This is a genomic window from Streptomyces sp. NPDC002773 (genome assembly GCF_040295605.1).
In the GTDB taxonomy this organism is placed as follows: domain Bacteria; phylum Actinomycetota; class Actinomycetes; order Streptomycetales; family Streptomycetaceae; genus Streptomyces.
In genome coordinates this window covers 19,905-45,176 of sequence record NZ_JBEOVO010000010.1, presented here as the reverse complement: position 1 = coordinate 45,176, position 25,272 = coordinate 19,905, and the positions used below count along the sequence as shown (strand labels likewise).

General features: G+C 71.5%; 22 protein-coding genes and 2 riboswitches. Of the genes, 17 read left to right on the top strand and 5 right to left on the bottom strand.

From position 1 onward, the window contains the following. Positions 1 to 143: 143 nt before the first annotated feature. The 3 genes from glyA to gcvT all read right to left on the bottom strand — a co-directional run bounded on the left by glyA (position 144) and on the right by gcvT (position 3,030). Positions 144 to 1,412: a serine hydroxymethyltransferase gene (glyA, locus tag ABT034_RS15150; RefSeq protein WP_351215126.1), complete on the bottom strand. Its 1,269-nt coding sequence runs from the start codon at positions 1,410 to 1,412 to the stop codon at positions 144 to 146. A 32-nt stretch (positions 1,413 to 1,444) separates the two neighbouring features. After that, complete coding sequence (gcvH, locus tag ABT034_RS15145; RefSeq protein WP_351215124.1) at positions 1,445 to 1,828, bottom strand: glycine cleavage system protein GcvH; 384 nt, start codon at positions 1,826 to 1,828, stop codon at positions 1,445 to 1,447. 77 nt (positions 1,829 to 1,905) lie between these two features. Then, positions 1,906 to 3,030: a glycine cleavage system aminomethyltransferase GcvT gene (gene gcvT, locus ABT034_RS15140; protein WP_351215122.1), complete on the bottom strand. Its 1,125-nt coding sequence runs from the start codon at positions 3,028 to 3,030 to the stop codon at positions 1,906 to 1,908. Positions 3,031 to 3,089: 59 nt separating this feature from the next. Beyond that, positions 3,090 to 3,215: riboswitch (glycine riboswitch) on the bottom strand. A 1-nt stretch (position 3,216) separates the two neighbouring features. After that, positions 3,217 to 3,316: riboswitch (glycine riboswitch) on the bottom strand. A 151-nt stretch (positions 3,317 to 3,467) separates the two neighbouring features. On the opposite strand from gcvT, the gene ABT034_RS15135 reads away from it, so the two are divergent. The 11 genes from ABT034_RS15135 (at position 3,468) to ABT034_RS15085 (ending at position 15,663) form a co-directional block, all read left to right on the top strand. Next, complete coding sequence (locus ABT034_RS15135; RefSeq protein ID WP_351215120.1) at positions 3,468 to 4,130, top strand: AAA family ATPase; 663 nt, start codon at positions 3,468 to 3,470, stop codon at positions 4,128 to 4,130. A gap of 124 nt (positions 4,131 to 4,254) precedes the next feature. Continuing rightward, positions 4,255 to 4,995 carry an enhanced serine sensitivity protein SseB gene (locus ABT034_RS15130; protein WP_351215118.1) on the top strand — a complete coding sequence of 247 codons (741 nt, stop codon included), beginning with the start codon at positions 4,255 to 4,257 and terminating at the stop codon, positions 4,993 to 4,995. Between the two features lie 74 nt (positions 4,996 to 5,069). Continuing rightward, positions 5,070 to 5,861, top strand: coding sequence for an enhanced serine sensitivity protein SseB C-terminal domain-containing protein (locus tag ABT034_RS15125; RefSeq protein WP_351215116.1), 792 nt, complete (start codon positions 5,070 to 5,072; stop codon positions 5,859 to 5,861). 362 nt (positions 5,862 to 6,223) lie between these two features. Continuing rightward, positions 6,224 to 7,261 carry an ABC transporter permease gene (locus tag ABT034_RS15120; protein ID WP_351215114.1) on the top strand — a complete coding sequence of 346 codons (1,038 nt, stop codon included), beginning with the start codon at positions 6,224 to 6,226 and terminating at the stop codon, positions 7,259 to 7,261. A 108-nt stretch (positions 7,262 to 7,369) separates the two neighbouring features. Continuing rightward, positions 7,370 to 9,139, top strand: coding sequence for an ABC transporter substrate-binding protein (locus tag ABT034_RS15115; protein WP_351215112.1), 1,770 nt, complete (start codon positions 7,370 to 7,372; stop codon positions 9,137 to 9,139). 114 nt (positions 9,140 to 9,253) lie between these two features. Then, positions 9,254 to 10,252 carry an ABC transporter permease gene (locus ABT034_RS15110; RefSeq protein ID WP_351215110.1) on the top strand — a complete coding sequence of 333 codons (999 nt, stop codon included), beginning with the start codon at positions 9,254 to 9,256 and terminating at the stop codon, positions 10,250 to 10,252. Beyond that, on the top strand, positions 10,249 to 11,355 hold the full coding sequence (locus ABT034_RS15105) for an ABC transporter ATP-binding protein (protein WP_351215108.1): 1,107 nt from the start codon (positions 10,249 to 10,251) through the stop codon (positions 11,353 to 11,355). The genes ABT034_RS15110 and ABT034_RS15105 overlap by 4 nt, the downstream gene beginning before the upstream one ends. Before the next feature lie 5 nt (positions 11,356 to 11,360). Beyond that, the gene (locus ABT034_RS15100) at positions 11,361 to 12,419 is read left to right on the top strand and encodes an ABC transporter ATP-binding protein (protein WP_351215106.1); all 1,059 of its coding nucleotides are present in this window, start codon (positions 11,361 to 11,363) and stop codon (positions 12,417 to 12,419) included. A gap of 198 nt (positions 12,420 to 12,617) precedes the next feature. Next, positions 12,618 to 13,295, top strand: a complete 678-nt coding sequence (locus tag ABT034_RS15095) for a trimeric intracellular cation channel family protein (protein ID WP_351215104.1) — start codon at positions 12,618 to 12,620, stop codon at positions 13,293 to 13,295. 23 nt (positions 13,296 to 13,318) lie between these two features. Further along, entirely contained in the window at positions 13,319 to 14,179 is an 861-nt protein-coding gene (locus ABT034_RS15090) for a thioesterase family protein (RefSeq protein ID WP_351215102.1), read from the top strand. A 320-nt stretch (positions 14,180 to 14,499) separates the two neighbouring features. Then, a complete protein-coding gene (locus ABT034_RS15085; protein WP_351215100.1) occupies positions 14,500 to 15,663 on the top strand; it encodes a cysteine desulfurase family protein in 1,164 nt (387 codons plus the stop codon). 15 nt (positions 15,664 to 15,678) lie between these two features. Here the strand turns inward: ABT034_RS15085 and ABT034_RS15080 are convergent, their stop codons facing one another. Then, positions 15,679 to 16,329, bottom strand: coding sequence for an N-acetylmuramoyl-L-alanine amidase (locus tag ABT034_RS15080; RefSeq protein ID WP_351215098.1), 651 nt, complete (start codon positions 16,327 to 16,329; stop codon positions 15,679 to 15,681). Positions 16,330 to 16,390: 61 nt separating this feature from the next. Here ABT034_RS15080 and mnmA point away from each other — a divergent pair, with 61 nt between their 5' ends. Further along, positions 16,391 to 17,542, top strand: a complete 1,152-nt coding sequence (gene mnmA / locus ABT034_RS15075) for a tRNA 2-thiouridine(34) synthase MnmA (RefSeq protein WP_351215096.1) — start codon at positions 16,391 to 16,393, stop codon at positions 17,540 to 17,542. 25 nt (positions 17,543 to 17,567) lie between these two features. On the opposite strand, the gene ABT034_RS15070 is transcribed toward mnmA, so the two are convergent. After that, positions 17,568 to 18,209, bottom strand: a complete 642-nt coding sequence (locus ABT034_RS15070; RefSeq protein ID WP_351215094.1) for an alpha/beta fold hydrolase — start codon at positions 18,207 to 18,209, stop codon at positions 17,568 to 17,570. 98 nt (positions 18,210 to 18,307) lie between these two features. On the opposite strand from ABT034_RS15070, the gene ABT034_RS15065 reads away from it, so the two are divergent. The 5 genes from ABT034_RS15065 (at position 18,308) to ABT034_RS15045 (ending at position 25,212) form a co-directional block, all read left to right on the top strand. Then, entirely contained in the window at positions 18,308 to 18,847 is a 540-nt protein-coding gene (locus ABT034_RS15065; RefSeq protein ID WP_351215092.1) for an LOG family protein, read from the top strand. A 7-nt stretch (positions 18,848 to 18,854) separates the two neighbouring features. Further along, on the top strand, positions 18,855 to 19,553 hold the full coding sequence (locus ABT034_RS15060) for an SDR family oxidoreductase (RefSeq protein WP_351215090.1): 699 nt from the start codon (positions 18,855 to 18,857) through the stop codon (positions 19,551 to 19,553). Positions 19,554 to 19,555: 2 nt separating this feature from the next. Beyond that, a complete protein-coding gene (locus tag ABT034_RS15055) occupies positions 19,556 to 20,554 on the top strand; it encodes a methionine synthase (protein WP_351215087.1) in 999 nt (332 codons plus the stop codon). A gap of 32 nt (positions 20,555 to 20,586) precedes the next feature. Then, on the top strand, positions 20,587 to 22,767 hold the full coding sequence (gene ligA, locus ABT034_RS15050; protein WP_351215085.1) for an NAD-dependent DNA ligase LigA: 2,181 nt from the start codon (positions 20,587 to 20,589) through the stop codon (positions 22,765 to 22,767). A gap of 330 nt (positions 22,768 to 23,097) precedes the next feature. Beyond that, positions 23,098 to 25,212 carry a putative bifunctional diguanylate cyclase/phosphodiesterase gene (locus ABT034_RS15045; RefSeq protein WP_351215083.1) on the top strand — a complete coding sequence of 705 codons (2,115 nt, stop codon included), beginning with the start codon at positions 23,098 to 23,100 and terminating at the stop codon, positions 25,210 to 25,212. The last annotated feature ends 60 nt before the right edge of the window (positions 25,213 to 25,272 follow it).

Below are 25,272 nucleotides of genomic sequence, written 5' to 3'. Positions count from 1 at the left end.
TCTGCCGGGGTGGAGCAGAAAAGCGTGAAGGCAAGCGGGCGGAACCGCGCGATGACATGGGGTGGGGCACCGCGCTCACTGTCCAGTGTGCGCGATGCCCCGGAGGTGTCGTACGAACGAAACCGGAACTAAATCGTACGAAACTACTTCAGGCCGGGGTACAGCGGGTGCTTGTCGGCGAGCGCCGTCACCCGGGCCTTCAGCGATGCGGCCTTGTCGGCGTCGAAGCCGGGCTTCAGGGTCTCCGCGATGATGTCGCCGACCTCGGTGAAGTCCTCGGCCTGGAAACCGCGGGTCGCGAGCGCCGGCGTACCGATGCGCAGACCCGAGGTGACCATCGGCGGGCGCGGGTCGTTCGGGACGGCGTTGCGGTTGACCGTGATGCCGACCTCGTGCAGACGGTCCTCGGCCTGCTGGCCGTCCAGCTCGCTGTCGCGCAGGTCGACGAGGAGCAGGTGGACGTCCGTACCGCCGGACAGGACGGAGACGCCGTGGGCGGTGACGTCGTCCTGGACCAGGCGCTCGGCGATGATGCGGGCGCCGTCCAGGGTGCGCTGCTGGCGCTCCTTGAACTCCTCCGTGGCCGCGACCTTGAAGGAGACGGCCTTGGCCGCGATCACGTGCTCGAGCGGGCCGCCCTGGAAGCCGGGGAAGACCGAGGAGTTCAGCTTCTTCGCGAACTCCTTCTTCGCGAGGATGATGCCGCCGCGGGGGCCGCCGAGCGTCTTGTGCGTGGTGGAGGTCACCACGTCCGCGTACTCGACCGGGTTCGGGTGCAGGCCGGCGGCGACCAGGCCCGCGAAGTGGGCCATGTCGACCCACAGCTTGGCCTCGACCTCGTCGGCGATCCGGCGGAACTCGGCGAAGTCCAGCTGGCGCGGGTAGGCGGACCAGCCCGCGATGATCACCTTCGGACGGTGCTCCTTGGCGAGGCGCTCGACCTCGGCCATGTCGACCAGACCGGCCTCGTCCACGTGGTACGCGACCACGTTGAACTGCTTGCCGGAGAAGTTCAGGCGCATGCCGTGGGTGAGGTGACCGCCGTGCGCCAGGTCGAGGCCCAGGATCGTGTCGCCGGGCTGGGCGATCGCGAAGAGGGCGGCCTGGTTCGCGGAGGCGCCGGAGTGCGGCTGGACGTTGGCGTACTCGGCGCCGAACAGGTCCTTGATCCGGTCGATCGCGATCTGCTCGGCGACGTCGACGTGCTCGCAGCCACCGTAGTAGCGGCGGCCCGGGTAGCCCTCGGCGTACTTGTTGGTGAGGACGGAGCCCTGCGCCTCCATGACGGCGACCGGAGCGAAGTTCTCCGAGGCGATCATCTCGAGGGTGGACTGCTGACGGCGGAGCTCGGCGTCGACGGCGGCGGCGACGTCCGGGTCCAGCTCGTGGAGGGGAGTGTTCAGAAGCGACATGAATCGATCCCTAAGGGGTCTCGGGCCCGGTCTCAGTTCCCGGAGGCGGAGAACTCGGCGTACGCGTCGGCGGAGAGCAGATCGTCCGGCTCGTCCGTGACACGTACCTTGAACAGCCAGCCACCCTCGAACGGAGCCGTGTTCACCAGGGACGGGTCGTCCACCACGTCCTGGTTCGCGGCGACGATCTCACCCGTGACGGGGGAGTACAGGTCGCTCACGGACTTCGTCGACTCCAGCTCGCCGCAGGTCTCGCCCGCGGTGACGGTGTCGCCGACGGCGGGGAGCTGGGCGAAGACGACGTCACCGAGCGCGTTGGCCGCGTACTCCGTGATGCCGACGGTCGCGACGCCGTCCTCGGCGTCCGACAGCCACTCGTGCTCCTTGGTGTAACGCAGCTGCTGGGGGTTGCTCATGGCCTGATTCTCCTGGATCGGGGGAGTGCTGATGAACGTGGGTCTTGCGGGATGAGACGCGATGTGAGACGGATGCGTCACTTCTGGCGCTTGTAGAAGGGCAGCGCGACGACCTCGTACGGCTCGTGGGTGCCGCGGATGTCCACACCTACACCCTGGGTGCCGGGCTCGGCGTGCGCCGCGTCCACGTACGCCATCGCGATCGGCTTTCCGAGGGTCGGCGACGGGGCGCCGGAGGTGACCTCGCCGATCACCGCGCCGTCCTTGACGACGGAGAAGCCCGCGCGGGGGACCCGGCGGCCCTCGGCGACCAGGCCGACGAGCTTGCGCGGCGGGTTGGTCGCCGCGCGCTCGGCGGCGGCCTCCAGCGCCTTGCGGCCGACGAAGCCGCCGTCGTTGGTCGTCTTCTCGAACTTCACGACCCGGCCGAGGCCCGCGTCGAAGGGGGTGAGGGCGGTGGTCAGCTCGTGGCCGTACAGCGGCATGCCCGCCTCCAGGCGGAGCGTGTCGCGGCAGGACAGACCGCAGGGGATCAGGCCGACGCCCTCGCCCGCCTCGGTCAGCGCCTTCCAGACGCCCTCGGCGTGCTCGGGCTTCAGGAACAGCTCGAAGCCGTCCTCGCCGGTGTAGCCGGTACGGGCGATCAGCGCGGGCACGCCCGCGACCGTGCCGGGCAGGCCGGCGTAGTACTTGAGGCCGTCCAGGTCGGCGTCGGTGAGCGACTTCAGGATGCCGGGGGACTCCGGGCCCTGGACGGCGAGCAGGGCGTACGCGTCACGGTCGTCGCGCACCTCGGCGTCGAAGCCGGCCGCGCGCTCGGTCAGCGCGTCCAGGACGATCTGGGCGTTGGAGGCGTTGGCGACGACCATGTAGTCGGTCTCGCCGAGCCGGTACACGATCAGGTCGTCGAGGATGCCGCCGTCCTCCTGGCAGATCATCGTGTAGCGGGCGCGGCCGTTGCCCACGGTGGAGATGTTGCCGACGAGGGCGTGGTCGAGGAGCTCGACCGCCTGCGGGCCGGTGACGGTGATCTCACCCATGTGGGAGAGGTCGAAGAGACCCGCCCGGGTGCGGACGGCGACGTGCTCGTCGCGCTCGCTGCCGTACCGCAGCGGCATGTCCCAGCCGGCGAAGTCGGTCATGGTCGCGCCCAGGGAACGATGCAGGGCATCGAGGGCGGTGAGGCGGGGGGCAGTGCTCATGGGGTGGCTCCCGGGTCCCAAGGGCGTGATCGGTGACGAAACACATGACGGCGAGGACGTCCTCCCCATCTGTCATGGAACCTGAGAGGTTCACCGAGAGCATCTCGTCGCCGGGAGATCGGCGCCGGGAGTTCGGCTTGCACCTTGGGTGGGGACACAGCAGGGTGTCCCGCTTTTCAGATCTGCCTCATCCGCGCGGTACGGGGCCTGAGAGATTCAAGGGAGGGTCTTGCTCCTTCGGCGTCCGGACACGCGGGGCGGTCCGGAACTCTCCCGCGCGGATTCGAGCGGCCAATATGCGATTGTGTGGCGACTGTGCGCGCCTGGCGGGCACATCATTGCACGCGAGCTCGGCGGGGCATATCGCTTGTGTCCCATTACCGTTTCTTTACACTTTGTGGGCAAGGGTCTCCCGAGGCCCGGCAGGGGGAGAAGCGATGAGGATCCAGCACAGCGGCGCGTGCGCGCCGAGTACGGGCATACCGTCCCAGCGGGCCCGCGCCAGGACCCGCGGCCGCGGCCGGCTCCTGCGGGACCTCCGCGAGCGCGGCGGCCGGGGCCCCCGCGCCCTCACCTTCGCGGCCGGCGACCTCGTCGTGGTCTCAGGACTGCCCGGCAGCGGCAAGTCGACCCTCATGAAGCGCGCCGCCGCGGGCGCCGGCATCGACTCCCAGGACGCCCGCGAGCGCTGGGAGGCCCGCATGCCCCGCCTCCTGCCGTACGCCCTCTACCGGCCCCTGGTCCGGCTCGCGCACTACGCCGGTCTTCGCCGCGCCCTGCGCTCGGGCGCCGGGGTGATCGTGCACGACTGCGGCACCCAGTCCTGGGTGCGCGGCTGGCTCGCCCGCGAGGCCCGCCGGCGCGGCCGCGCCCTGCACCTGCTCCTCCTCGACGTCCCCCCGGACACCGCGCGCGAGGGCCAGCGGGCCCGCGGCCGGGGCGTCTCCGCCTATGCCTTCGCCCGGCACCGGCGGGCCGTCGGCCGGCTCGTCGAGGCCGCCGAGTCCGGCCGCCTCCCGCACGGCTGCGCCTCCGCCACCCTGCTCGACCGGGACGCGGCGGACGCCCTGCGGAGGATCGAGTTCCGGGAGACCGCCTGACGGACACGCCCGACCCGGCGCTCCCTCGCTTCCGTACCCTTTTCGCCACGGCGGCGCCGAGGCGGCGTTAGGGTTCTGCCGGGCGGCCGGTGCGGCAGGCCGTGCGAGAAGGGGATACGGGACCGTGGACGTGACGTGGCCGAGCAACGAGCTCGAAGAGGTACTCGCCGCCTCACTCGGCAACCCGGCGGCCGGCGGCCGCCTGGTCGAGGTGCTCGGGCGCAGCCCCGTCTGGGTCCCGCTGCCCAACGGCGGCGGACCCGAGAGCCCCGACCTCGACCTCGCCACCATGGAGCTCGACGGCGCGGCCTACGTCCCCGTCTTCAGCTCCGAGCAGCAGTTCCTCGCCTGCGTCGGCACCCACATGTCCTTCGCCGTCGCGCCCGCCCGCGACTTCGCCCGCGGCCTGCCCCCGCAGCTCGGGATCGCCGTGAACCCCGGCGGCACCGTCGGCGTCCCGCTGCCCCCGCCCGCCGTCGCCGAACTCTGCCGCGTCGGCCGCACCCCGCTCGACGGCCCCGCGACCGGCGGCCGCGTCCGCCTCTTCGAGCCCGACTGGCAGGACGACCCCGTCGACTTCCTCGCCGCCGCCTCAGCCGAGTTCGAGGCCACCGGTGTCGTGACCAGCGCCCGCCGTGCCCTCGCCAGCGTCGAGGGCACCGAACCCGCCCTCTTCGTCGGCGTCCAGCTCGCCGCCTGGGACGGCGTCGACCGCAACGCGCCCCTGGACGCCCTCGGCCGCGCCCTGGGCCGGGTCGAGGTCGCCTGGCCGGTCAACCTCATCCTGCTCGACATGGCGCAGGACCCGGTCGGCGACTGGATGCTGGAGCGGGTGCGCCCCTTCTACCAGCGTGCCGCCGGGTGACCGGCCCCCTGCTTAAGCTGAACTGAATCATCGGCGGGACGAACGTGGTGAACGGAAGAGGGGCGGGACCCAGGGTGAGCGCGTCAGGCACTGCTGCGGCTGGTCAGGTCGAGCACATGCTGCGCCAGGTGGCACCCGGACGCTACGACGCGTACGAGCAGCTCCTGCACGCCCTCGCCGACGGCGAGCTGTGGATGCTGCTCTGGCACGGCTCTCCCGGCGCGTCCGACGCCCAGTACGGGAACATGGAGGTCGACGGCTTCGGCTACGCGCCCTGTGTGACCTCCGCGCAGGAACTCTCCGCCTCCGGCTGGACCCGCGCCCACGAGCTCGTCACGGGCCGCGAGATCGCCCGCGCCCTCTACCCCGACCGCTGGGGCGTCTGGCTGAATCCGCACGCCCCAGGCGGCGGCGTCGGCATCCCCTGGGCCGACCTGCGCCGGATCGCCACCGGCCTCGACCGGATGCCCGCGGGTCCGCTGCGGGTCACCGAGCCCGCCCTGGAGATCCCGCAGTTCTACGCCCTGCTCACACAGAACGCGCACCGCACCCCGGCCGTCCGGGCGCTGCGCCGCGGCTGGGTGCAGCCCGCGCTCGGCTCCCCCTACCTCGCCATCGGTCTCGACCTGTACGACACCTCCCCCGCGGCCGTGGACACGGTCCGGGCGATGATGCGCCAGTCGATCGGAGCCGTACCCGACGGGCTGCCCGTCTCGACGGTCGCCCTCTCGGACGCGTACGACCCGGTGGCCCTGTGGCTGCGGGCGAACGGGCGGCCCTTCTACGACCGCGAGGCGCACGCGGGGCGCGGCTCCGCGCCCGTCCCCGGGTACGGCTACCCGCCGCCCGCGCCGTCCGGATACTGAGACGCCCCTCTTCTCGCGTACCGCCCCACCGGCCTCCGGAGTCCGCTCCGGAGGCCGTCGTTCGTCCCAATACCGACGTCGGAACGCCCAGTTGAGGGACATGTCCGATTAGGGGGCAGAGGCCCCGAGATGGTCCGCTCACGTGATCGTGGCGTCCGGATAACGGAAGTCGCAGCACCGCATCACGTTTGAGCAAACATTCCCCGTCAGGGCTGGCGGGTGATCACAAGCGCATTGAAGACTCCCCGGAACACCGGGCGTTCGGCTCCTATCGAGCCGGTGCCCAGCAGGTTGTTCCACCGAGCCGCTACCCGCGGCGGGCAAGGGCCGGCTACCGGCGGCCGAGAGGGGTCCTCACCACGATGACGGCACCACTGCACAAGGCGAGTGCGGTCGAGTCGACCGCCACCGCCGACGCCGCGCCCGACGCACCCGGCACTCCGGACAACTCCGGCGCTTCCGGCGCCTCCGGCAAGGCGATCGAGGGCCGCTCGCCCTGGAAGATCGCCTGGACCCGCCTCAAGCGCGACAAACTGGCCCTCGCGGGCGCCTTCGTCGTCCTCTTCCTGGTCCTGGTCGCGGTCTTCGCGCCGGTCATCGTCGGACTCCTCGGCCACCCGCCGGACGAGTTCCACGAGGACCAGATCGACCCGCTGTTCGGCACCCCCATCGGTTCCTGGGGCGGCGTCAGCTCCGAGTTCCTCTTCGGCGTCGAGCCCGTCAACGGCCGCGACGTCTTCAGCCGGATCGTCTACGGCGCCCGGATCTCGCTGCTCGTCGCCTTCCTGGCGGCGGTCTTCGCCGTCGTCCTCGGCACGGTCCTCGGCATCATCGCGGGCTACTTCGGCGGCTGGATCGACGCGGCCCTCAGCCGGGTCATGGACGTGATGCTCGCCTTCCCGCAGCTGCTCTTCACGATCGCCCTGGTCTCCGTCCTGCCGAACGAGCTCCTCGGACTCGACGGCTCCGGCGTCCGCATCGCCGCCCTCGTCGTCGTCATCGGCTTCTTCGGCTGGCCGTACGTGGGCCGCATCGTCCGCGGCCAGACCCTCTCGCTGCGCAACCGCGAGTACGTCGAGGCCGCCCAGAGCCTCGGCGCCGGCCGGCTCTACATCCTGCGCCGGGAGCTGCTGCCCAACCTGATCGCCCCGATCACGGTCTACGCGACCCTCATGATCCCCACCAACATCCTCACCGAAGCGGCGCTCAGCTTCCTCGGCGCGGGTGTGAAGCCTCCGACCGCTTCCTGGGGTCAGATGCTGTCGACGGCCATCACCACCTACGAGGCGGACCCGCTCTTCATGGTGATCCCCGGCCTCGCGATCTTCATCACCGTTCTGGCGTTCAACCTCTTCGGCGACGGCGTGCGTGACGCGCTCGACCCGAAGGGCTCCCGCTGACCGTTCGCCGACGACACGCAAGACCCGCCCCTGCCGCTGGCGACAGGAGGCTTACCCCAATCGGCGGACCGCCGTATCGGCCGCCACTACCCGGAGGTTGCGAGACCCATGAGTCTGATGAGCTCTCAGAGGCGCAGGATCGCCGCAGGCGCGCTGCTCGCGGCGGCCACGATGGTCGTCACCACCGCCTGCGGCGGCGGCACCGGCAACGACGGTGACAAGACCAAGGGCGGCGCGGCCGGCTTCAACGCCGCGGTGAACAAGATCGCCAACCCCTCCGACAAGAAGGGCGGCGAGCTGAAGTTCATCGGCTCGCAGGACGCGGACTTCTGGGACCCGCAGCGCGGCTACTACGGCTTCATGTGGGACTTCTCCCGCTACTACACGCGCCAGCTGGTGACCTTCAAGGCGGAGCCCGGCGCGGCGTCCACGGAGCTCGTCTCCGACCTCGCCACCGACACCGGCAAGGTCTCGGCCGACGGCCTCACCTACACCTTCACGCTGAAGGACGGGGTGACCTGGGAGGACGGCAAGCCGATCACCTCCAAGGACATCAAGTACGGCATCGAGCGCATCTGGGCCCAGGACGTCCTCTCCGGCGGCCCGATCTACCTCCAGCAGGTCCTCGACCCCAAGGCTGAGTACAAGGGCCCGTACAAGGACACCTCCCCGGACAAGCTCGGCCTGAAGGCGATCGAGACCCCGGACGACAAGACCATCATCTTCAAGCTGCCGGTCGCCAACGGTGACTTCCTGCAGATGCTGGCCATGCCCGCCGCCTCCCCGGTCCGCCAGGACAAGGACACCAAGGCCAAGTACACCCTGAAGCCGTTCTCGTCCGGCCCGTACAAGTGGGAGTCCTACACTCCCAACAAGTCCCTCAAGCTCGTCCGCAACGACAAGTGGGACGCGAAGACGGACACCGTCCGCAAGGCGCTGCCGGACAAGATCAGCGTCACGTTCACCACGAACGCCGACGACATGGACAACCGTCTGGTCGAGGGCGAGTACGACCTCGACATCAACGCGACGGGCATCGGCGCCGCCGCCCGCCAGAAGGTGCTCCAGAAGCACAAGGGCAACGTCGACAACCCGCAGACGGGCTTCATCCGCTACGCGGTCTTCCCGCAGACGGTGATCCCCAACATCGAGTGCCGCAAGGCCATCATCTACGCGGCCGACTCGAAGTCCCTGCAGACCGCCCGTGGTGGCCCGCAGGCCGGTGGCGACATCGCCTCCAACATGCTGCCGCCGGCGGTCAAGGGTGCCGACCCGAAGGCCGACCCGTACGGCAAGCTGGCCGGCGCGCCGGACCTCGCCAAGGCGAAGGAAGCGCTGAAGAAGTGCGGTAAGCCGAACGGCTTCAAGACCACCATCGCGGTCCGCAACAACAAGAAGATCGAGATCGCGACCGCCGAGTCCCTCCAGCAGTCGCTGAAGGCCGTCGGCATCGACGCCCAGATCGACCAGTTCGACGGCGCCCAGACCTCCGGCATCATCGGTTCGCCGAAGGTCGTCAAGGACAAGGGCTACGGCATCATCATCATGGGCTGGGGCGCCGACTTCCCGTCGGGCCAGGGCTTCCTCCAGCCGCTGGTCGACGGCCGCTTCATCCTCCAGAGCGGTAACAACAACTTCTCCGAGCTGAACGACAAGGCCGTCAACGGCCTGTTCGACCAGGCGCTGAAGGAGACCGACCCGGTCAAGGCCGGCGAGCTCTACAAGCAGATCAACACCAAGGTCTCGGAGGCCGCGGTCTACCTGCCCTTCACCCACGAGAAGAACATCATCTGGCGCAGCTCCCGGCTGACCAACGTCTACACGGCGGACGCCTACAACGGCCGCTACGACTACGCGTCGCTCGGCGTCGTCAAGTAATCCGCTCCGCTTCACCGGCGCAGCACCCGCCGCCAGGTCCGAAGGGCAGGTGATGGCCGAGGGCGGCGGCCGGGGGACCCGATCGGGACCCCCGGCCGCCGACCGGCCGACCGCATGCTTGCATACATAGTCCGACGGCTCTTCGCAGTCGTCGCGATGCTGCTCGTCGTCACCCTCGTGACGCTCAGCATCTTCTTCCTCATCCCCAAGATGACCGGCAGTGACCCTGCCGCGATGTTCGTCGGCAAGCAGGCGGATCCGGCTGCCATCGAGGCCGTCCGGCAGAAGCTGGGTCTGGACGAGCCGCTCCTGGTGCAGTTCTGGCACTTCGTCTCCGGCATCTTCGTCGGCCGTGACTACACCGGTGGTGGCGACACCATCCACTGCGCGGCGCCCTGCTTCGGCTACTCGTTCCGCAGTGAGCAGGACGTCTGGTCGATGCTGGTCGAGGCCTTCCCCATCACCCTCTCCATGGTCGTCGGCGCCGCCGTGCTGTGGCTGGTCCTGGGCGTCTCCACGGGTGTCGTCTCCGCGCTCAAGCGGGGCACGATCATCGACCGCGTGGCGATGATCACGGCGCTCTCGGGCGTCTCGCTCCCCATCTTCTTCACCGCCATGCTGGCGATGCTGGTCTTCCGCACCCAACTGGGCTGGGTCGACGCCACGTACGTGCCGCTCTCCGAGTCCTTCGGCGGCTGGTTCGGCGGCCTGCTGCTGCCCTGGGTGACGCTCGCCTTCCTGTACGCGGCGATGTACGCGCGGCTCACCCGCGCCACCATGCTGGAGGTCCTCGGCGAGGACTACATCCGCACGGCCCGGGCCAAGGGCCTGCCGGAGTCGGTCGTGCTCGGCAAGCACGCCATGCGCTCCACCATGACCCCCATCCTGACCATCTTTGGCATGGACCTCGGCGCCCTCGTCGGCGGCGCGATCCTGACCGAGACCGCGTTCAGCCTCCACGGACTGGGCGCCCTGGCCATCCGGGGCGTCAACGAGCGCGACCTGCCGCTCATCCTGGCCGTCACGCTCATCACCGCCGCGTGCGTCGTCATCGCCAACCTCGTGGTGGACCTGCTGTACGCGGTGATCGACCCCCGAGTGAGGCTCGCATGACGGACAAGCTGACGAAGACCGGCGCGGCGGTGGGAGAACCCGTCGCGTCCTCGAAGGACGCCCCGTCCGACGCCTTCCTCGACGTACGCGACCTGAAGATCCACTTCCCGACCGACGACGGTCTGGTCAAGTCGGTCGACGGTCTCAGCTTCCAGCTGGAGAAGGGGAAGACCCTCGGCATCGTGGGCGAGTCCGGCTCCGGCAAGTCGGTCACCTCGCTCGGCATCATGGGCCTGCACACGGTCGGCCAGTACGGCCGCCAGAAGGCGAAGATCTCCGGTGAGATCTGGCTGAACGGCCGCGAGCTGCTCTCCGCCGACCCGGACGAGGTCCGCCGGATGCGCGGCCGCGAGATGGCGATGATCTTCCAGGACCCGCTGTCCGCGATGCACCCGTACTACACGGTCGGCCAGCAGATCGTGGAGGCGTACCGCGTCCACAACGACGTCGACAAGAAGACGGCGCGCAAGCGGGCCGTCGAACTCCTCGACCGGGTCGGCATCCCCGAGCCCGCCAAGCGGTTCGACAACTACCCGCACGAGTTCTCCGGCGGCATGCGCCAGCGCGCGATGATCGCCATGTCGCTCGTCAACAACCCGTCGCTGCTCATCGCCGACGAGCCGACGACGGCGCTCGACGTCACCGTGCAGGCCCAGATCCTCGACCTGATGCGGGACCTCCAGAAGGAGTTCGGCTCGGCGGTCGTCATCATCACCCACGACCTCGGCGTCGTCGCCGAGCTCGCCGACGACATCCTCGTGATGTACGGCGGGCGCTGCGTCGAGCGCGGACCGGCCGAGTCCGTCTTCTACGAGCCGCAGCACCCCTACACCTGGGGCCTGCTCGGCTCGATGCCGAGGATCGACCGCGACCAGACCGAGCGGCTCATCCCGGTCAAGGGCAACCCGCCCAGCCTCATCAACATCCCGAGCGGCTGCGCCTTCAACCCCCGCTGCCCGTACGCGGACGTCCCCAAGGGCGGCGTCACGCGCACCCAGCGGCCGGAGCTGACGCCGGCCGGGGACCGCCACTTCTCGGCGTGCCACATGCCGCAGGAGGAGCGGACCCGCATCTGGACCGAAGAGATTGCGCCGAAACTGTGAGCGACATGAGCGACACCACGGAACCTCTGCTCAAGGTCACCGGCCTGAAGAAGCACTTCCCCATCAAGAAGGGGCTGCTCCAGCGCCAGACCGGCGCCGTCAAGGCGGTCGACGGGATCGACTTCGAGGTCCTGCCCGGTGAGACCCTCGGCGTCGTCGGCGAGTCCGGCTGCGGCAAGTCCACGATGGGCCGGCTCATCACCCGGCTGCTCGAACCGACCGACGGCACGGTCGAGTTCCAGGGCAAGGACATCTCCCACCTCGGGGTGGCGGGCATGCGTCCGTTCCGCCGGGACATCCAGATGATCTTCCAGGACCCGTACGGGTCGCTGAACCCGCGCCACACGGTCGGCACGATCGTCTCGGCGCCCTTCAAGCTCCAGGGCGTCGAGCCCGAGGGCGGTGTGAAGAAGGAGGTCCAGCGGCTCCTCGGCCTGGTGGGCCTCAACCCCGAGCACTACAACCGCTACCCGCACGAGTTCTCCGGCGGTCAGCGCCAGCGCATCGGCATCGCCCGCGCGCTCGCCCTCAAGCCGAAGCTGGTCGTCGCGGACGAGCCGGTCTCCGCCCTGGACGTCTCCATCCAGGCGCAGGTGGTCAACCTCCTGGACGACCTCCAGCAGGAGCTGGGCCTCACGTACGTGATCATCGCCCACGACCTATCGGTCATCCGGCACGTCTCGGACCGCATCGCGGTCATGTACCTGGGCAAGATCGTCGAACTGGCGGACCGCAAGTCCCTGTACGAGAACCCGATGCACCCGTACACCCGGGCCCTGATGTCCGCGGTCCCGATCCCGGACCCGCGCCGGCGGGGCGCGAAGAGCGACCGCATCCTCCTGACCGGCGACGTCCCGTCCCCGATCGCCCCGCCGCCGGGCTGCCGTTTCAACACCCGCTGCTGGAAGGCGACGGACGTCTGCCGCACCCAGGAACCGCCCCTGGTGGAACTCCGCCCGGGCCAGCGGGTGGCCTGCCACCACCCGGAGAACGCGGAGTCCCTGACGGTGCCGGGGGCGAGGGAGTCGGCAGACCTCACACTGACGAGGAAGCCGGAGGCGTAGGACGACGGGGGCGCGGGCTGACGTCAGCTGTGGGCGCCCCCTCCCGCCACCCTCGTTGTGGGCAACTGTTCCACTGGGGCGTGGGGGTCCCCCAGACTCCGTCCGGGGGACCCCCACGCCCTGCGGGACGATTGCCCACACGGCGGGGGCGCCGCCCCGGCGCATCCCGCGCCCCCCGGGGACCGGGACAATGACCCGGTGCTCCACAACCTGTTCAGCCCCGACGTCCAGCACGCCCTGGACCTCGTCGGCATCTTCGTCTTCGCCATCTCCGGCGCCCTCCTCGCCGTCCGCAAGAACTTCGACGTCTTCGGCATCGCCGTCCTCGCCGAGGTCACCGCCCTCGGCGGCGGCCTCTTCCGCGACCTGATCATCGGCGCCGTACCCCCCGCCGCCTTCACCGATCTCGGCTACTTCCTCATGCCCCTGATCGCGACGGTCCTCGTCTTCTTCCTCCACCCGCAGGTCGAACGCACCCAGAGGGCCGTCAACGTCTTCGACGCCGCCGGCCTCGGCCTCTTCTGCGTGACCGGCACGACGAAGGCGTACGACTACGGCCTCGGCCTCACCTCCTCCGCCGCGCTCGGTCTCGCGACCGCCGTCGGCGGCGGCGTCCTGCGTGACGTGCTCGCCAACGAGGTGCCGTCGCTGCTGCGCTGGGACCGCGACCTGTACGCGGTCCCGGCGATCGTCGGGGCGGCGATGGTGGTGCTCTGCATCCGTTTCGACATGCTGAATCCGTTCACCAGCGGCGCGGCCGCCCTCACCGCCTTCGCGCTCCGACTGCTCGCCCTGCGCTACCACTGGCGCGCGCCCCGCGCGTGGAACCGGCGCTCGTCCGCCCGCGAGGAACCGGAAAAAGCTACCGCTCAGTAGTAAGCTGGGGTACCGTCGAAAACATGAGCACGAGCACCGAGACGAGCACGGCGACGGACCTCGCGACGAGCGAGTTCGACCGCGACACCGCCCTCACCGTCCGCGAGCCCGGCGTGTACGACGCCGAGCTCTCCGCCGGCTGGACGATCATCCACGCGGTCAACGGCGGCTACCTCCTCGCTCTGCTCGGCCGCGCGCTCGGCGAGCACCTCCCGCACCCCGACCCGTTCACGATCTCGGCGCACTACCTCACGCCGTCCGTGCCGGGCCCCGCGGTGATCAGGACGGAGACGGTCCGCACGGGCCGGACGCTGTCCACGGGACAGGCCTCGCTCTTCCAGTACGCGGAGGACGGCACGGAGGTCGAGCGGATCAGGGTCCTCGCCTCGTACGGAGACCTCGACACGCTCCCGGACGACGTCCGCACCACGGCGACGCCGCCGGCGATGGCGCCGATCGAGAACTGCTTCAGTGCCGCCGACAACCCGGCTCCGAGGATCCCCGGCTCCTCCGCGATCGCCGACCGGCTGGACCTCCGCCTCGACCCGGCGTGCGTCGGCTGGGCGGTCGGAGCGCCCTCGGGCAAGGGTGAGATGCGGGCCTGGTTCGGCCTCGCCGACGGCCGGGAGCCCGACGCGCTGTCGCTGCTCCTGACGGTCGACGCCCTGCCGCCGACCTCCTTCGAGCTGGGCCTCAAGGGCTGGACCCCCACCGTCGAGCTCACCACCCACGTCCGCTGCCGCCCGGCCCCGGGCCCGCTGCGGGTCTCCATCACCACCCGCAACCTCGCGGGCGGTTTCCTGGAGGAGGACGCGGAAATCTGGGACAGCGCCGACCGCCTGGTAGCCCAATCCCGCCAACTGGCCCGCGCACCACGCACCTGAGGAAAAGGCGGGCGAGGCGACCTCCCGGGCCTGCGGGCCTCCGGGACCTGGCGGTTTCCCGGGTCGGCCGTACTCCCGCACCTGTCGGTCTTGCGCGTCCGCCGACTCCCGGGCCTGCGGGCCTCCCGCCCTTGCGGGTCCGCCGACTCCCGGGTCGGCCGGTCTCCCGGTCCTGGCGCCCGCCGGGGTCCCAGGCGCCCGGGCCCAGGCGCCCCGGCCCCACCGACCCCGCCGCCCCGCGCGGCCAGGCGCACCCTCCCCCCGCCGTAAACCGGCCACCCGCCGGGCCCGCCGCCGCGGGCTCGTAGAATCGATCCACCATGGCTTACCTCGACCACGCCGCGACCACGCCCATGCTGCCCGAGGCGATCGAGGCGATGACCGCCCAGCTCGCCGTCACGGGCAACGCCTCCTCTCTGCATGCCCCCGGACGGCGGGCCCGGCGGACCGTCGAGGAGGGGCGCGAGACGCTCGCCGCCGCGCTCGGCGCCCGGCCGAGCGAGGTCGTCTTCACCTCCGGCGGCACCGAGGCCGACAACCTCGCGGTGAAGGGCCTCTACTGGGCCCGGCGCGACGCCGACCCCCGCCGCACCCGCGTCCTGGCCAGCCCGGTGGAGCACCACGCCGTGCTCGACGCCGTCGACTGGCTCGCCACCCACGAGGGCGCCACCGTCGAGTACCTCCCTGTCGACCGCCACGGCCGCGTCCACCACGACGCCCTGCGCGAGGCCATCGCCCGCGACCCCGAATCCGTCGCCCTGGCCACCGTCATGTGGGCGAACAACGAGATCGGCACGATCATGCCGGTCCGTGAACTCGCCGACGTCGCCGCCGAGTTCGGCGTGCCGCTGCACGCCGACGCCGTCCAGGCCGTCGGCCAGGTCCCGGTCGACTTCGCCGCGTCCGGACTCGCCGCGATGACCGTCTCCGGCCACAAGATCGGCGGCCCCTACGGCATCGGCGCCCTGCTCCTGGGCCGCGAGCACACCCCCGTACCCGTGCTGCACGGCGGAGGCCAGGAGCGGCACGTCCGCTCCGGCACCCTCGACGTACCGGCCGTCGCCGCGTTCGCCGTAGCCGCCCAGCTCGCGGCCGAGCGGCGCGAGGAGTTCGCCCGAGAGGTCGGCGCGCTGCGCGACGAACTCGTCACCGCCGTCCGTACAGCCGTCCCCGACGCGCTCCTCGGCGGCGACCCCGTCGAGCGCCTCCCCGCCAACGCCCACTTCACCTTCCCCGGCTGCGAGGGCGACTCCCTGCTCCTGCTGCTGGACGCCGCCGGCATCGCCTGCTCCACCGGCTCCGCCTGCACCGCCGGCATCGCCCAGCCGAGCCACGTCCTCCTCGCCACCGGCACCGATCCGGACCTGGCCAGGGGCACCCTGCGCTTCTCCCTGGGCCACACCTCCACCAGGGAGGACGTCGCCGCGGTGGCGGCCGCGATCGGCCCTGCCGTCGAACGCGCGAGGACCGCCGGCCTCAGCTGAGGCCGGCCGAGCCGCTCACACGAGCTTCTTCGACGCCTCCCGCACCAGCTTCAGATACCGGTCCCAGTCCCAGTGCGGGCCCGGATCCGTGTGGTCCGTACCCTCGACCTCCACGTGCCCGATGATGTGCTCCCGGTCCACGGGTATCCCGTACCGCGCGCATATGTCGGCCGTGAGCCGCGCCGACCCCGCGTACATCGCCGCCGTGAAGTCCTGCGGCCGGTCGACGAAGCCCTCGTGCTCGATGCCGATGCTCCGCTCGTTCATGTCGCGGTTCCCGGCGTGGAAGCCGACGTCGAGCTCCCGGATCATCTGCGCCACATGCCCGTCCTTGCGGACGACGTAATGCGTGGCGGCCCCGTGCCCCGGGTTCTTGAAGACCTTGAGCGCGGTCGCGTAGCTGCCCTGGACGACATGGATCACGACCCGGTCGATCCGGTAGTCGTCGGGCCGGTCGGCCCGCCGCCAGTTCGCCCGCGCCGCCGACGTCCACTCGGCGGCCCGGTGGTCCAGCTCACCCTCGACCCGCTTCTTCTGCATCCCCGGCAGCCGCCACCACGCGCGCGCCAGCTCGTCCCCGGCCAGCGCCGCCGTGCCCAGCACGGCGACCCCGCCCCCGAGCAGGACGGCGCGCCGCCCCACCTTCTTGTTCGGCTTGCTCCCCATGCCACCGAGAACGCTTACTACCGCGACCGTGGTTCCCGCCGACCCGTACCCTGGTAGGGCTATGACTCAGACTCCGCCCCCGCGCCCCCACACCCGCCCCCTCCGGGTACTTGCCGCCATGTCCGGCGGCGTGGACTCCGCCGTCGCCGCCGCCCGTGCCGCCGAAGCCGGTCACGACGTCACCGGCGTGCACCTCGCCCTCTCCGCGAACCCGCAGTCCTTCCGTACGGGCGCGCGTGGCTGCTGCACGATCGAGGACTCCCGGGACGCCCGCCGGGCCGCCGACGTCATCGGCATCCCGTTCTACGTGTGGGACCTCGCCGAGCGGTTCCGTGAGGACGTCGTCGACGACTTCGTCGCGGAGTACGAGGCCGGCCGCACCCCCAACCCGTGCCTGCGCTGCAACGAGAAGATCAAGTTCGCGGCGCTGCTCGACAAGGCGCTCGCCCTCGGCTTCGACGCGGTCTGCACCGGCCACTACGCGACGGTCGTCCTGAAGGAGGACGGCACCCGGGAGCTCCACCGGGCCTCCGACATGGCCAAGGACCAGTCGTACGTCCTCGGGGTCCTGGACGAGAAGCAGCTCGCGCACGCCATGTTCCCGCTGGGCGACACGCTCACCACCAAGGACGAGATCCGGGCGGAGGCCGAGCGGCGCGGGCTCGCGGTCGCGAAGAAGCCCGACAGCCACGACATCTGCTTCATCGCCGACGGCGACACCCAGGGCTTCCTCGCCTCCCGTCTGGGCAAGGCGGACGGTGACATCGTCGACGAGGCCGGTACGAAGGTCGGCACCCACGAGGGCGCGTACGGCTTCACCATCGGCCAGCGCAAGGGCCTGCGGATCGGGCACCCGGCCGCGGACGGCAAGCCCCGCTACGTCCTCGACATCTCGCCGGTGAACAACACGGTCACGGTGGGCCCCGTCGAGGCCCTGGACGTCACGGCCCTGACCGCGATCAAGCCCCGCTGGTGCGGCACCGCCCCGGAGGGCTCCGGCCGCTACACCGCGCAGCTCCGCGCCCACGGCGGCGAGACCGAGGTGAAGGCGTCCCTGGCGGACGGCGAGCTCACGGTCACCTTCGACGAGCCGGTCCGGGGCGTGGCCCCGGGCCAGGCGATCGTCCTGTACGACGGCACGCGCGTGGTGGGCTCGGCCACGATCGCGACGACGACCCGCCGCACGACGGCCACGGCGGAGGCCACGGCGTAGGCCTGGGCGTAAGCCGCACGCCTCCTCAAGCCGCCTCCACGGTCTCCCGGTCCTCGGACAGGAACTCCTCCAGGACCGGGGCGAGCACATGCGGGGCGACCTCGTGCGTCTGGCCCGTCAGGGTGCGGTGCCGGGCGCGGGGGAGGGCCGCCGTGAGGGCGCGAGCCGCTCGGCGGGTCCCCGCCGGGCTCGCGCCCCCGTCGACCACCAGTACGCGCGCGTGGACCCCGGCGAGGAGCCCCTCCGGGACCGTCTCCACGGAGTACGGCGGCTCGTACACCGACAGGTGCCCCACCGGCAGCCCGGCGGCCACGGCGGCGAGCGCGAGTACGCCCCCGGTGCCCGTCCCGTGCAGGGCCACGCCCTCATGCGGGGCGCCACCGGCCCCCGCCTCCGCGACCACCGCCGCCAGGTCCTCGATCTCCCGCTCCACCGCGTACGGCCCGGTGTCGCCGCTCCCGCCGAGCCCCCTGCGGTCGTACGCCACCACCGAGAAGCGCCGGGCGAGCAGCAGGCCGAGCGGCCGCTCGGTCGCGGCCGTCCCCGGGGCGCCGCTCACCAGGACGAGCGGCGGCCCGTCCCCGTACCGCTCGTACGCGATCGGCGTCCCGTCCCGTGACGCGACCCGTCCCCGGACCCTGCTCAGTGCGGTCTCCACCTCGTCCATGGCAGTGCAGACCGGGGCCGTCACCGGAACTCATCGCGGGGGGACGGGATTTCCGTAAGAAACTTGGAAGCCGCTGGTCAGGGCCTACGGTGGAGCGCATGAACATCTGCGTCTTCCTCTCCGCGGCCGACCTCGACGAGCGCTACACGGCGCCCGCCCGCGACTTCGCCCGTCTCCTCGGCAAGGCGGGCCACACCCTGGTCTGGGGCGGCTCCGACACCGGCCTGATGAAGGTCGTCGCGGACGGCGTCGAGGAGGCCGGCGGCCGACTCGTCGGCGTCTCCGTCGACTTCCTCGCCCACAAGGCCCGCCCGAACGCCGACGAGATGGTCTTCACCAAGGACCTGGCCGCACGCAAGGCGCTCCTCCTCGCCACGTCCGATGCGATCGTGATCATGGTCGGCGGCACCGGCACCCTCGACGAGGCCACCGAGATCCTGGAGCTGAAGAAGCACGGCAGGCACACCAAGCCGGTGGTCCTGCTCAACACGGCCGGCTTCTACGACGGCCTGAAGACCCAGTTCCGCCGCATGAACGAGGAGGGCTTCCTCCCCCTCCCGCTCACCGACCTCGTCTTCTTCGCGGACGACGCCCCGACGGCCCTCGCCCACCTGGAGGAGAACATCGGCTCCCGCTGATGCGAGCATGGCTCCCATGCCTACACATGTGATCACCGGCGCCGGTTCCGGCATCGGCGCGGCCGTCGCGCGCCGCCTCCACGCGCGCGGGGACGAGCTCGTGCTGCACGCGCGCGACGCGGGGCGGGCCAAGGAGCTCGCCGCGGAGTTCCCGGGGGCCCGGACGCTCGTCGGGGACCTGGCGGACCCGGACCGGCTCTCCTGGGCGTTCTCGCACCAGAGCATGCCCGAGCGGGTGGACAGCCTGCTGCACGTCGCGGGCGTCGTCGACCTCGGGCCGGTCGGGGACCTCACCCCGAAGACCTGGCACCACCAGCTGAACGTCAACCTGGTCGCCCCGGCCGAACTGACCCGGCACCTGCTTCCCCAGCTGCGGGTCTCGCAGGGCCACGTCGTCTTCGTGAACTCGGGCGCCGGGCTCAACGCACACGCCGAGTGGGCCGCGTACGCCGCCTCCAAGCACGGGCTCAAGGCGCTCGCCGACGCCCTGCGCCACGAGGAGCACGCCCATGGGGTCCGGGTGACCTCGGTCTACCCGGGCCGTACCGCCAGTCCCATGCAGGCCAAGGTGCACCAGCAGGAGGGCAAGGAGTACGACCCGTCCCGGTGGATCGACCCCGAATCGGTGGCGACGGCGATCCTCACGGCGATCGACCTGCCGCGCGACGCCGAGATCAACGACCTCACCGTCCGTCCGGGGCGGTAGACATGAACGACACGAAGCTCTGGGGCCCCGCCACCGGCGTCGGTTCCCTGCCCGGCGGCGACGCCCGTGAGGCCGCCAAGGCCGCCACCGGGTCCTTCGAGGACTTCCCGTTCCTGGCCGAGTTGCCCGCCCGCGGCCCCGGCGCCGACATGATCGGCCGGACCCTCGGGATGCTCGTCGAGATGTACGCGCACGTGGAGCCGAGCGGCTGGCGGATCAGCGACCGGCCCGGCCGGGACACCAAGCGGGCCCGCTCCTGGATGGGCGAGGACCTGGACGCCCTGGAGGAGTTCACCCAGGGGTACGAGGGCCCGGTCAAGGTGCAGGCCGTCGGCCCGTGGACGCTCGCCGGCGCCCTGGAGCTGCGCGGCGGCGAAGCGGCGCTCGGGGACCCGGGCGCCTGCCGCGACCTGGTCGGCTCGCTCGCCGAGGGGCTCCACGAGCACCTCGCGGAGGTGCGCAAGCGGATCCCGGGGGCCAGGGTCGTCCTCCAGCTCGACGAGCCCTCGCTCACCGCGGTCCTGCGCGGCCACGTCCGTACCGCCAGCGGCTACCGCACCTACCGGGCCGTCGACCGGCAGGTCGTGGAGAGCGCCCTGCGGGAGGTGATCGCGGTCCACGACGGGCCGGTGATCGTCCACGCCTGTGCCCCGGACGTCCCGTTCGCCCTGCTGCGAAGGGCGGGAGTCGCCGGCGTCTCGTTCGACTTCGGGCTGCTCACCGAGCGTGACGAGGAGCCGATCGGTGAGGCCGTGGAGGCCGGCACCAAGCTCTTCGCCGGTGTGGTGCCGTCCACCGACGGCCCGTTGTCAGACCCGGGCGGTAGCGTCATGGGTGTCAGGTCGTTGTGGCGCAGGCTGGGGCTGAATCCGGGGACTCTCGCGGAGTCCGTGGTCATCACTCCCACGTGCGGGCTGGCGGGCACTTCGCCTGCCTACGCCCGCGCGGCGCTCGCCCACTGCGTCCGGGCGGCGAGATCGCTCGCGGACAACCCAGAGTGACCGGGTTCAGAGGCACGGGAGGACGGACGAAGGTGGCAGTCGAACAGGGGGCCCTGCCCGCCGAGGCACGGGAGAAGCACGCCGATCTGGCCGAGCGGGTCGAGGAGCACCGCTTCCGGTACTACGTGAAGGACCAGCCGGTCATCAGCGACGGCGAGTTCGACACGCTCCTGCGCGCCCTGGAGGCGCTGGAGGAGGAGTACCCGGAGCTGCGGACGCCGGACTCCCCGACCCAGAAGGTCGCGGGACAGTACGAGACCGAGTTCACCTCCGTCGAGCACCGCGAGCGGATGCTCTCCCTCGACAACGCCTTCGACGACGAGGAGCTGGCCGCCTGGGCCGAGCGGATCGCGCGGGACGTCGGCACCCCCGACTTCCACTACCTGTGCGAGCTGAAGGTCGACGGCCTCGCGGTCAACCTCACGTACGAGCACGGGCGGCTGGTCCGGGCCGCCACCCGCGGCGACGGCCGCTCCGGCGAGGACATCACGCCCAACGTCCGGACGATCGCCGACATCCCGGACCGGCTGCGCGGGGACCGCGTCCCGGACCTCGTGGAGATCCGCGGCGAGGTCTACTTCCCGATGGAGGCCTTCGAGGAGCTCAACGCCCGGCTGGTGGAGGCCGGCGACAAGCCCTTCGCCAACCCGCGGAACGCGGCGGCGGGTTCGCTCCGCCAGAAGGACCCCAAGGTCACCGCCTCCCGTCCGCTCCACATGGTGGTGCACGGCATCGGCGCCCGCGAGGGCTTCGAGATCAGCCTGCTCTCAGAGACGTACGAGCTGCTGCGCGCCTGGGGCCTGCCCACCGCCCGGCACAACAAGGTGGTCGGCTCGCTCGACGAGGTACGGGAGTTCATCGCGTACTTCGGGGAGAACCGGCACTCCGTGGAGCACGAGATCGACGGGGTCGTCGTCAAGCTCGACGAGATCCCGCTCCAGGGCCGGCTCGGCTCCACCGCGCGCGCCCCGCGCTGGGCCATCGCCTGGAAGTACGCGCCGGAGGAGGTCAACACCAAGCTGCTCGACATCAAGGTCGGCGTCGGCAGGACCGGTCGCGTCACGCCGTACGCGCAGGTGGAGCCGGTGACCGTGGCCGGTTCCGAGGTCGAGTTCGCCACCCTCCACAACCAGGAGGTGGTGAAGGCCAAGGGCGTCCTGATCGGCGACACGGTCGTGCTGCGCAAGGCCGGTGACGTCATCCCGGAGATCCTCGGGCCGGTCGCGGACCTGCGGGACGGCAGCGAGCGGGAGTTCGTGATGCCCGCCGAGTGCCCGGAGTGCGGCACGGCGCTGAAGCCGATGAAGGAGGGCGACATCGACCTCCGCTGTCCGAACGCCCGGACCTGCCCGGCGCAGCTGCGCGAGCGGCTCTTCTTCCTGGCCGGGCGCCAGTGCCTGGACATCGAGAACTTCGGGATGGTGGCCGCGGCGGCGCTGACCCGCCCCCTGGAGCCGTCCGAGCCCCCGCTCGTGGACGAGGGCGACCTCTTCGACCTCACCATCGAGCGGCTCCTCCCGATCAGGGCGTACGTCCTCGACCCGAGCAGCGGGCTGCCCAAGCGGGACCCCAAGACCGGCGAGGAGAAGATCGTCACGGTCTTCGCCAACCAGAAGGGCGAGCCGAAGAAGAACGCGCTCGCCATGCTGGAGAACATCGCGGCGGCCAAGGAGCGCCCGCTGGCCCGCTTCATCAACGGGCTGTCGATCCGGCACGTGGGACCGGTCGCGGCCGAGGCGCTGGCCCGTGAGTTCCGCTCCCTGGAGCGGATCGAGCAGGCGAGCGAGGAGGAGCTGGCGGCCGTCGACGGGGTCGGCGGGATCATCGCGACCGCGGTGAAGCAGTGGTTCGCCGAGGAGTGGCACCGGGAGATCGTGCGCAAGTGGCGTGCGGCCGGGGTCAGCCTGGAGGACGAGGGCGCCGGGGAGGACGTGGGGCCGCGTCCGCTGGAAGGTCTCACGGTCGTGGTGACCGGCACCCTGGAGAAGTTCACCAGGGATGGCGCAAAAGAGTCCCTTCAGCGGCTCGGAGCGAAGGTGACCGGTTCCGTTTCGAAGAAGACCGCCTTCGTGGTGGTCGGTGAGAACCCTGGTTCGAAGTACGACAAGGCGATGCAGCTGAAGGTTCCGGTTCTGGACGAGGACGGCTTCGCGGTCCTGCTCGAACAGGGACCCGAGGCCGCCCGGGAGGTCGCCGTCCCGGTCGCCGGCTAGGAGCCCGGACTCCCCGCGAAGGTCACCCGTTCGGCGCATACCAGATCGTTACGGGTGGCCGGGTCGCATTCGGGCAAGACAAGGAGAGCGCTGCCCGTCGAAGCCCTCGGCGGCCTAGTGTGGTGACCGTGCGTCTCGTCCTGCACGGCCGCCCGAGGGCCCTGCCGGTCGTGGCGCCAGGACAACGGCCCCGTCGACAGGACGAAGGCCGCGTCGACACGAGACACGACCGCCCGACGGCGGCCGTGCGACGGACGGCCGGACGACGGACGGCCGCGCCACCGCGGCCGTCGCACACCGACGGCACCGCCGCCTGTGAGAGGGACGGGAATGGAACCGACCGAGAGCGCCGCCCCGGTCCCACGGCCAACCGGCCGTGCGGTCCCCCTGGGCTTCACCTCCCGGCTGCCCGCAGCCGTGGTGGGCATCGCCGCCGTCGTGCTCGTCGCAGGGCTCCAGCAAGCCCTGAGCACCGGCCACGGCCTCTTCCCCGGCGGCGTCGCCGGCGGGGCCCTCGCCGTCCTCACCGGCCTCATCGTCGGCCATCTGGTCGCCCTCGGCCGCGACCGCTGGTGGGGCGGCACCGGCTCCGGCGCCGCCCTCACCCTCGCCGTGCTGCTCCTGTACGGCTGGGTGCCCGCCGGGCTCGTCTCGCTGACCGTGGTCGCCCTCGTCGGCGCCGCCCGCCGGCACCGCTGGCGGCAGGGCCTGCTGCACGGCGCCGCCGACGTCATCGGAGTCGCCGCCGCCGCCCTCGTGCTCGCCCTCTTCGGAGACGTACCCACCGTCGAACAGCCCTGGCAGCCCCTCGACTGGACCATCGGGGACCTCCCGGAAGTCGTGCTCGCCGCGGGGGCCTATCTCGTGGTGACCCGCATCCTCCTGTGGTACACGCTCGCCCCCCAGGGCCGCGGTCTGCCCACCATCGCCCGCACCGCCCTCCTCCGGCAGGGCCTCGTCGCCGTCGCCCTGCTCGGCATCGCCCCGCTGATCTGCGTCGTCGCCGCCACCCGGCCGGTCCTGCTGCCGCTCTTCGCCGTCCCCCTCATCGCCCTCGACTCCACCCTCTGGATCGCCCGCGCCCGCGCCGAGGAGCAGCTGCGCGACCCGCTCACCGGGCTCCCCAACCGCCAGTGGCTCCTGGAGCGGGCCTGGACCGCCCTGGAGGAGGCCGAGGGGGAGGGCGCCCGCGCCGCCCTCGTCCTGATCGACCTCGACCGTTTCCGATCGGTCAACGACACCCTCGGTCACCTCGCCGGAGACCGGCTGCTCCTCCAGATCGCCGACCGGCTCCGCCTCGCGCTGCCCCGCGGCGCCGAGGCCGCCCGGCTCGGCGGCGACGAGTTCGCCGTCCTGCTGCCCATCGCCGACTCCACCACCAGCGCCCAGCGGGTCGCCCGCCACCTCGTCGCCGAACTCTCCTCGCCGCTCGACCTCGACGGACTCACCCTCGTCCTGGAGGCCAGCGCCGGCGTCGCCGTCTTCCCCGACCACGCCCTCGACGCCGAAGGGCTGCTGCGCCGCGCCGACGTCGCCATGTACCAGGCCAAGCGGGACCGCACCGGCGTCGAGGTCTACGAGTCCAAGCGCGACTCCAACACGCCCGACCGGCTCGGGCTCCTCGGCGACCTGCGCCGCGCCCTCGACGCCGGCGACGTCGAACTCCACTACCAGCCCAAGGTCCAGTTCGACGGCCAGGTCGCCGGCCTCGAAGCGCTCGTCCGCTGGGTGCACCCCGAGCGCGGAAAGGTCCCGCCGGACGAGTTCATCGCCATCGCCGAGTCCTCCGGCCTGATGCCCCACCTCACCGAGTACGTCCTGGAGACCGCCCTCGCCCAGGTCGCCCGCTGGCGCGCCCAGGGCCTCGACGTCCCCGTCGCCGTCAACGTCTCGCCGCGCGACGTGCACACCCCCGGCTTCGCGGGCGCCGTCGCCGCCCGCCTCGCCCGCCACGGCGTCCCGGCCGGAGCGCTCCAACTGGAGATAACGGAGCACGTCCTCCTGGAGGACCCGCAGCGGGCCGCCGACACGCTCAACGGCCTCACCGGCCACGGCGTCAAGATGTCCCTCGACGACTTCGGCACCGGCTACTCCTCCCTCGTCCATCTGCGCCGGCTGCCCGTCAGCGAACTGAAGATCGACCGCTCCTTCGTCGCCCGGCTCGCCGTCGACACCGAGGACGCCGAGATCGTCCGCTGCACGGTCGACCTCGCCCACTCCCTCGGCCTCCTCGTCGTCGCCGAGGGCGTGGAGGACGACGAGACCTGGGAGCGCCTGCGCGACCTGGGCTGCGACGCCGTCCAGGGCTGGCTGGTGGCCGCCGCGATGCCGCCCGCCGAGGCGACCGCCTGGCTCCTGGCCCGCGGCGAGCACGGCTGGCGCCGCCCCGCCGACCTCGCGGCCGAACTGGACCTGGACCACCCCTCCGGACAGGTCGTCCAGTAGCGCGCGCCGGACGCCGGGCAAACCGTTTCACGGGCAGCGCCACCGGCCCCATAGGATGGG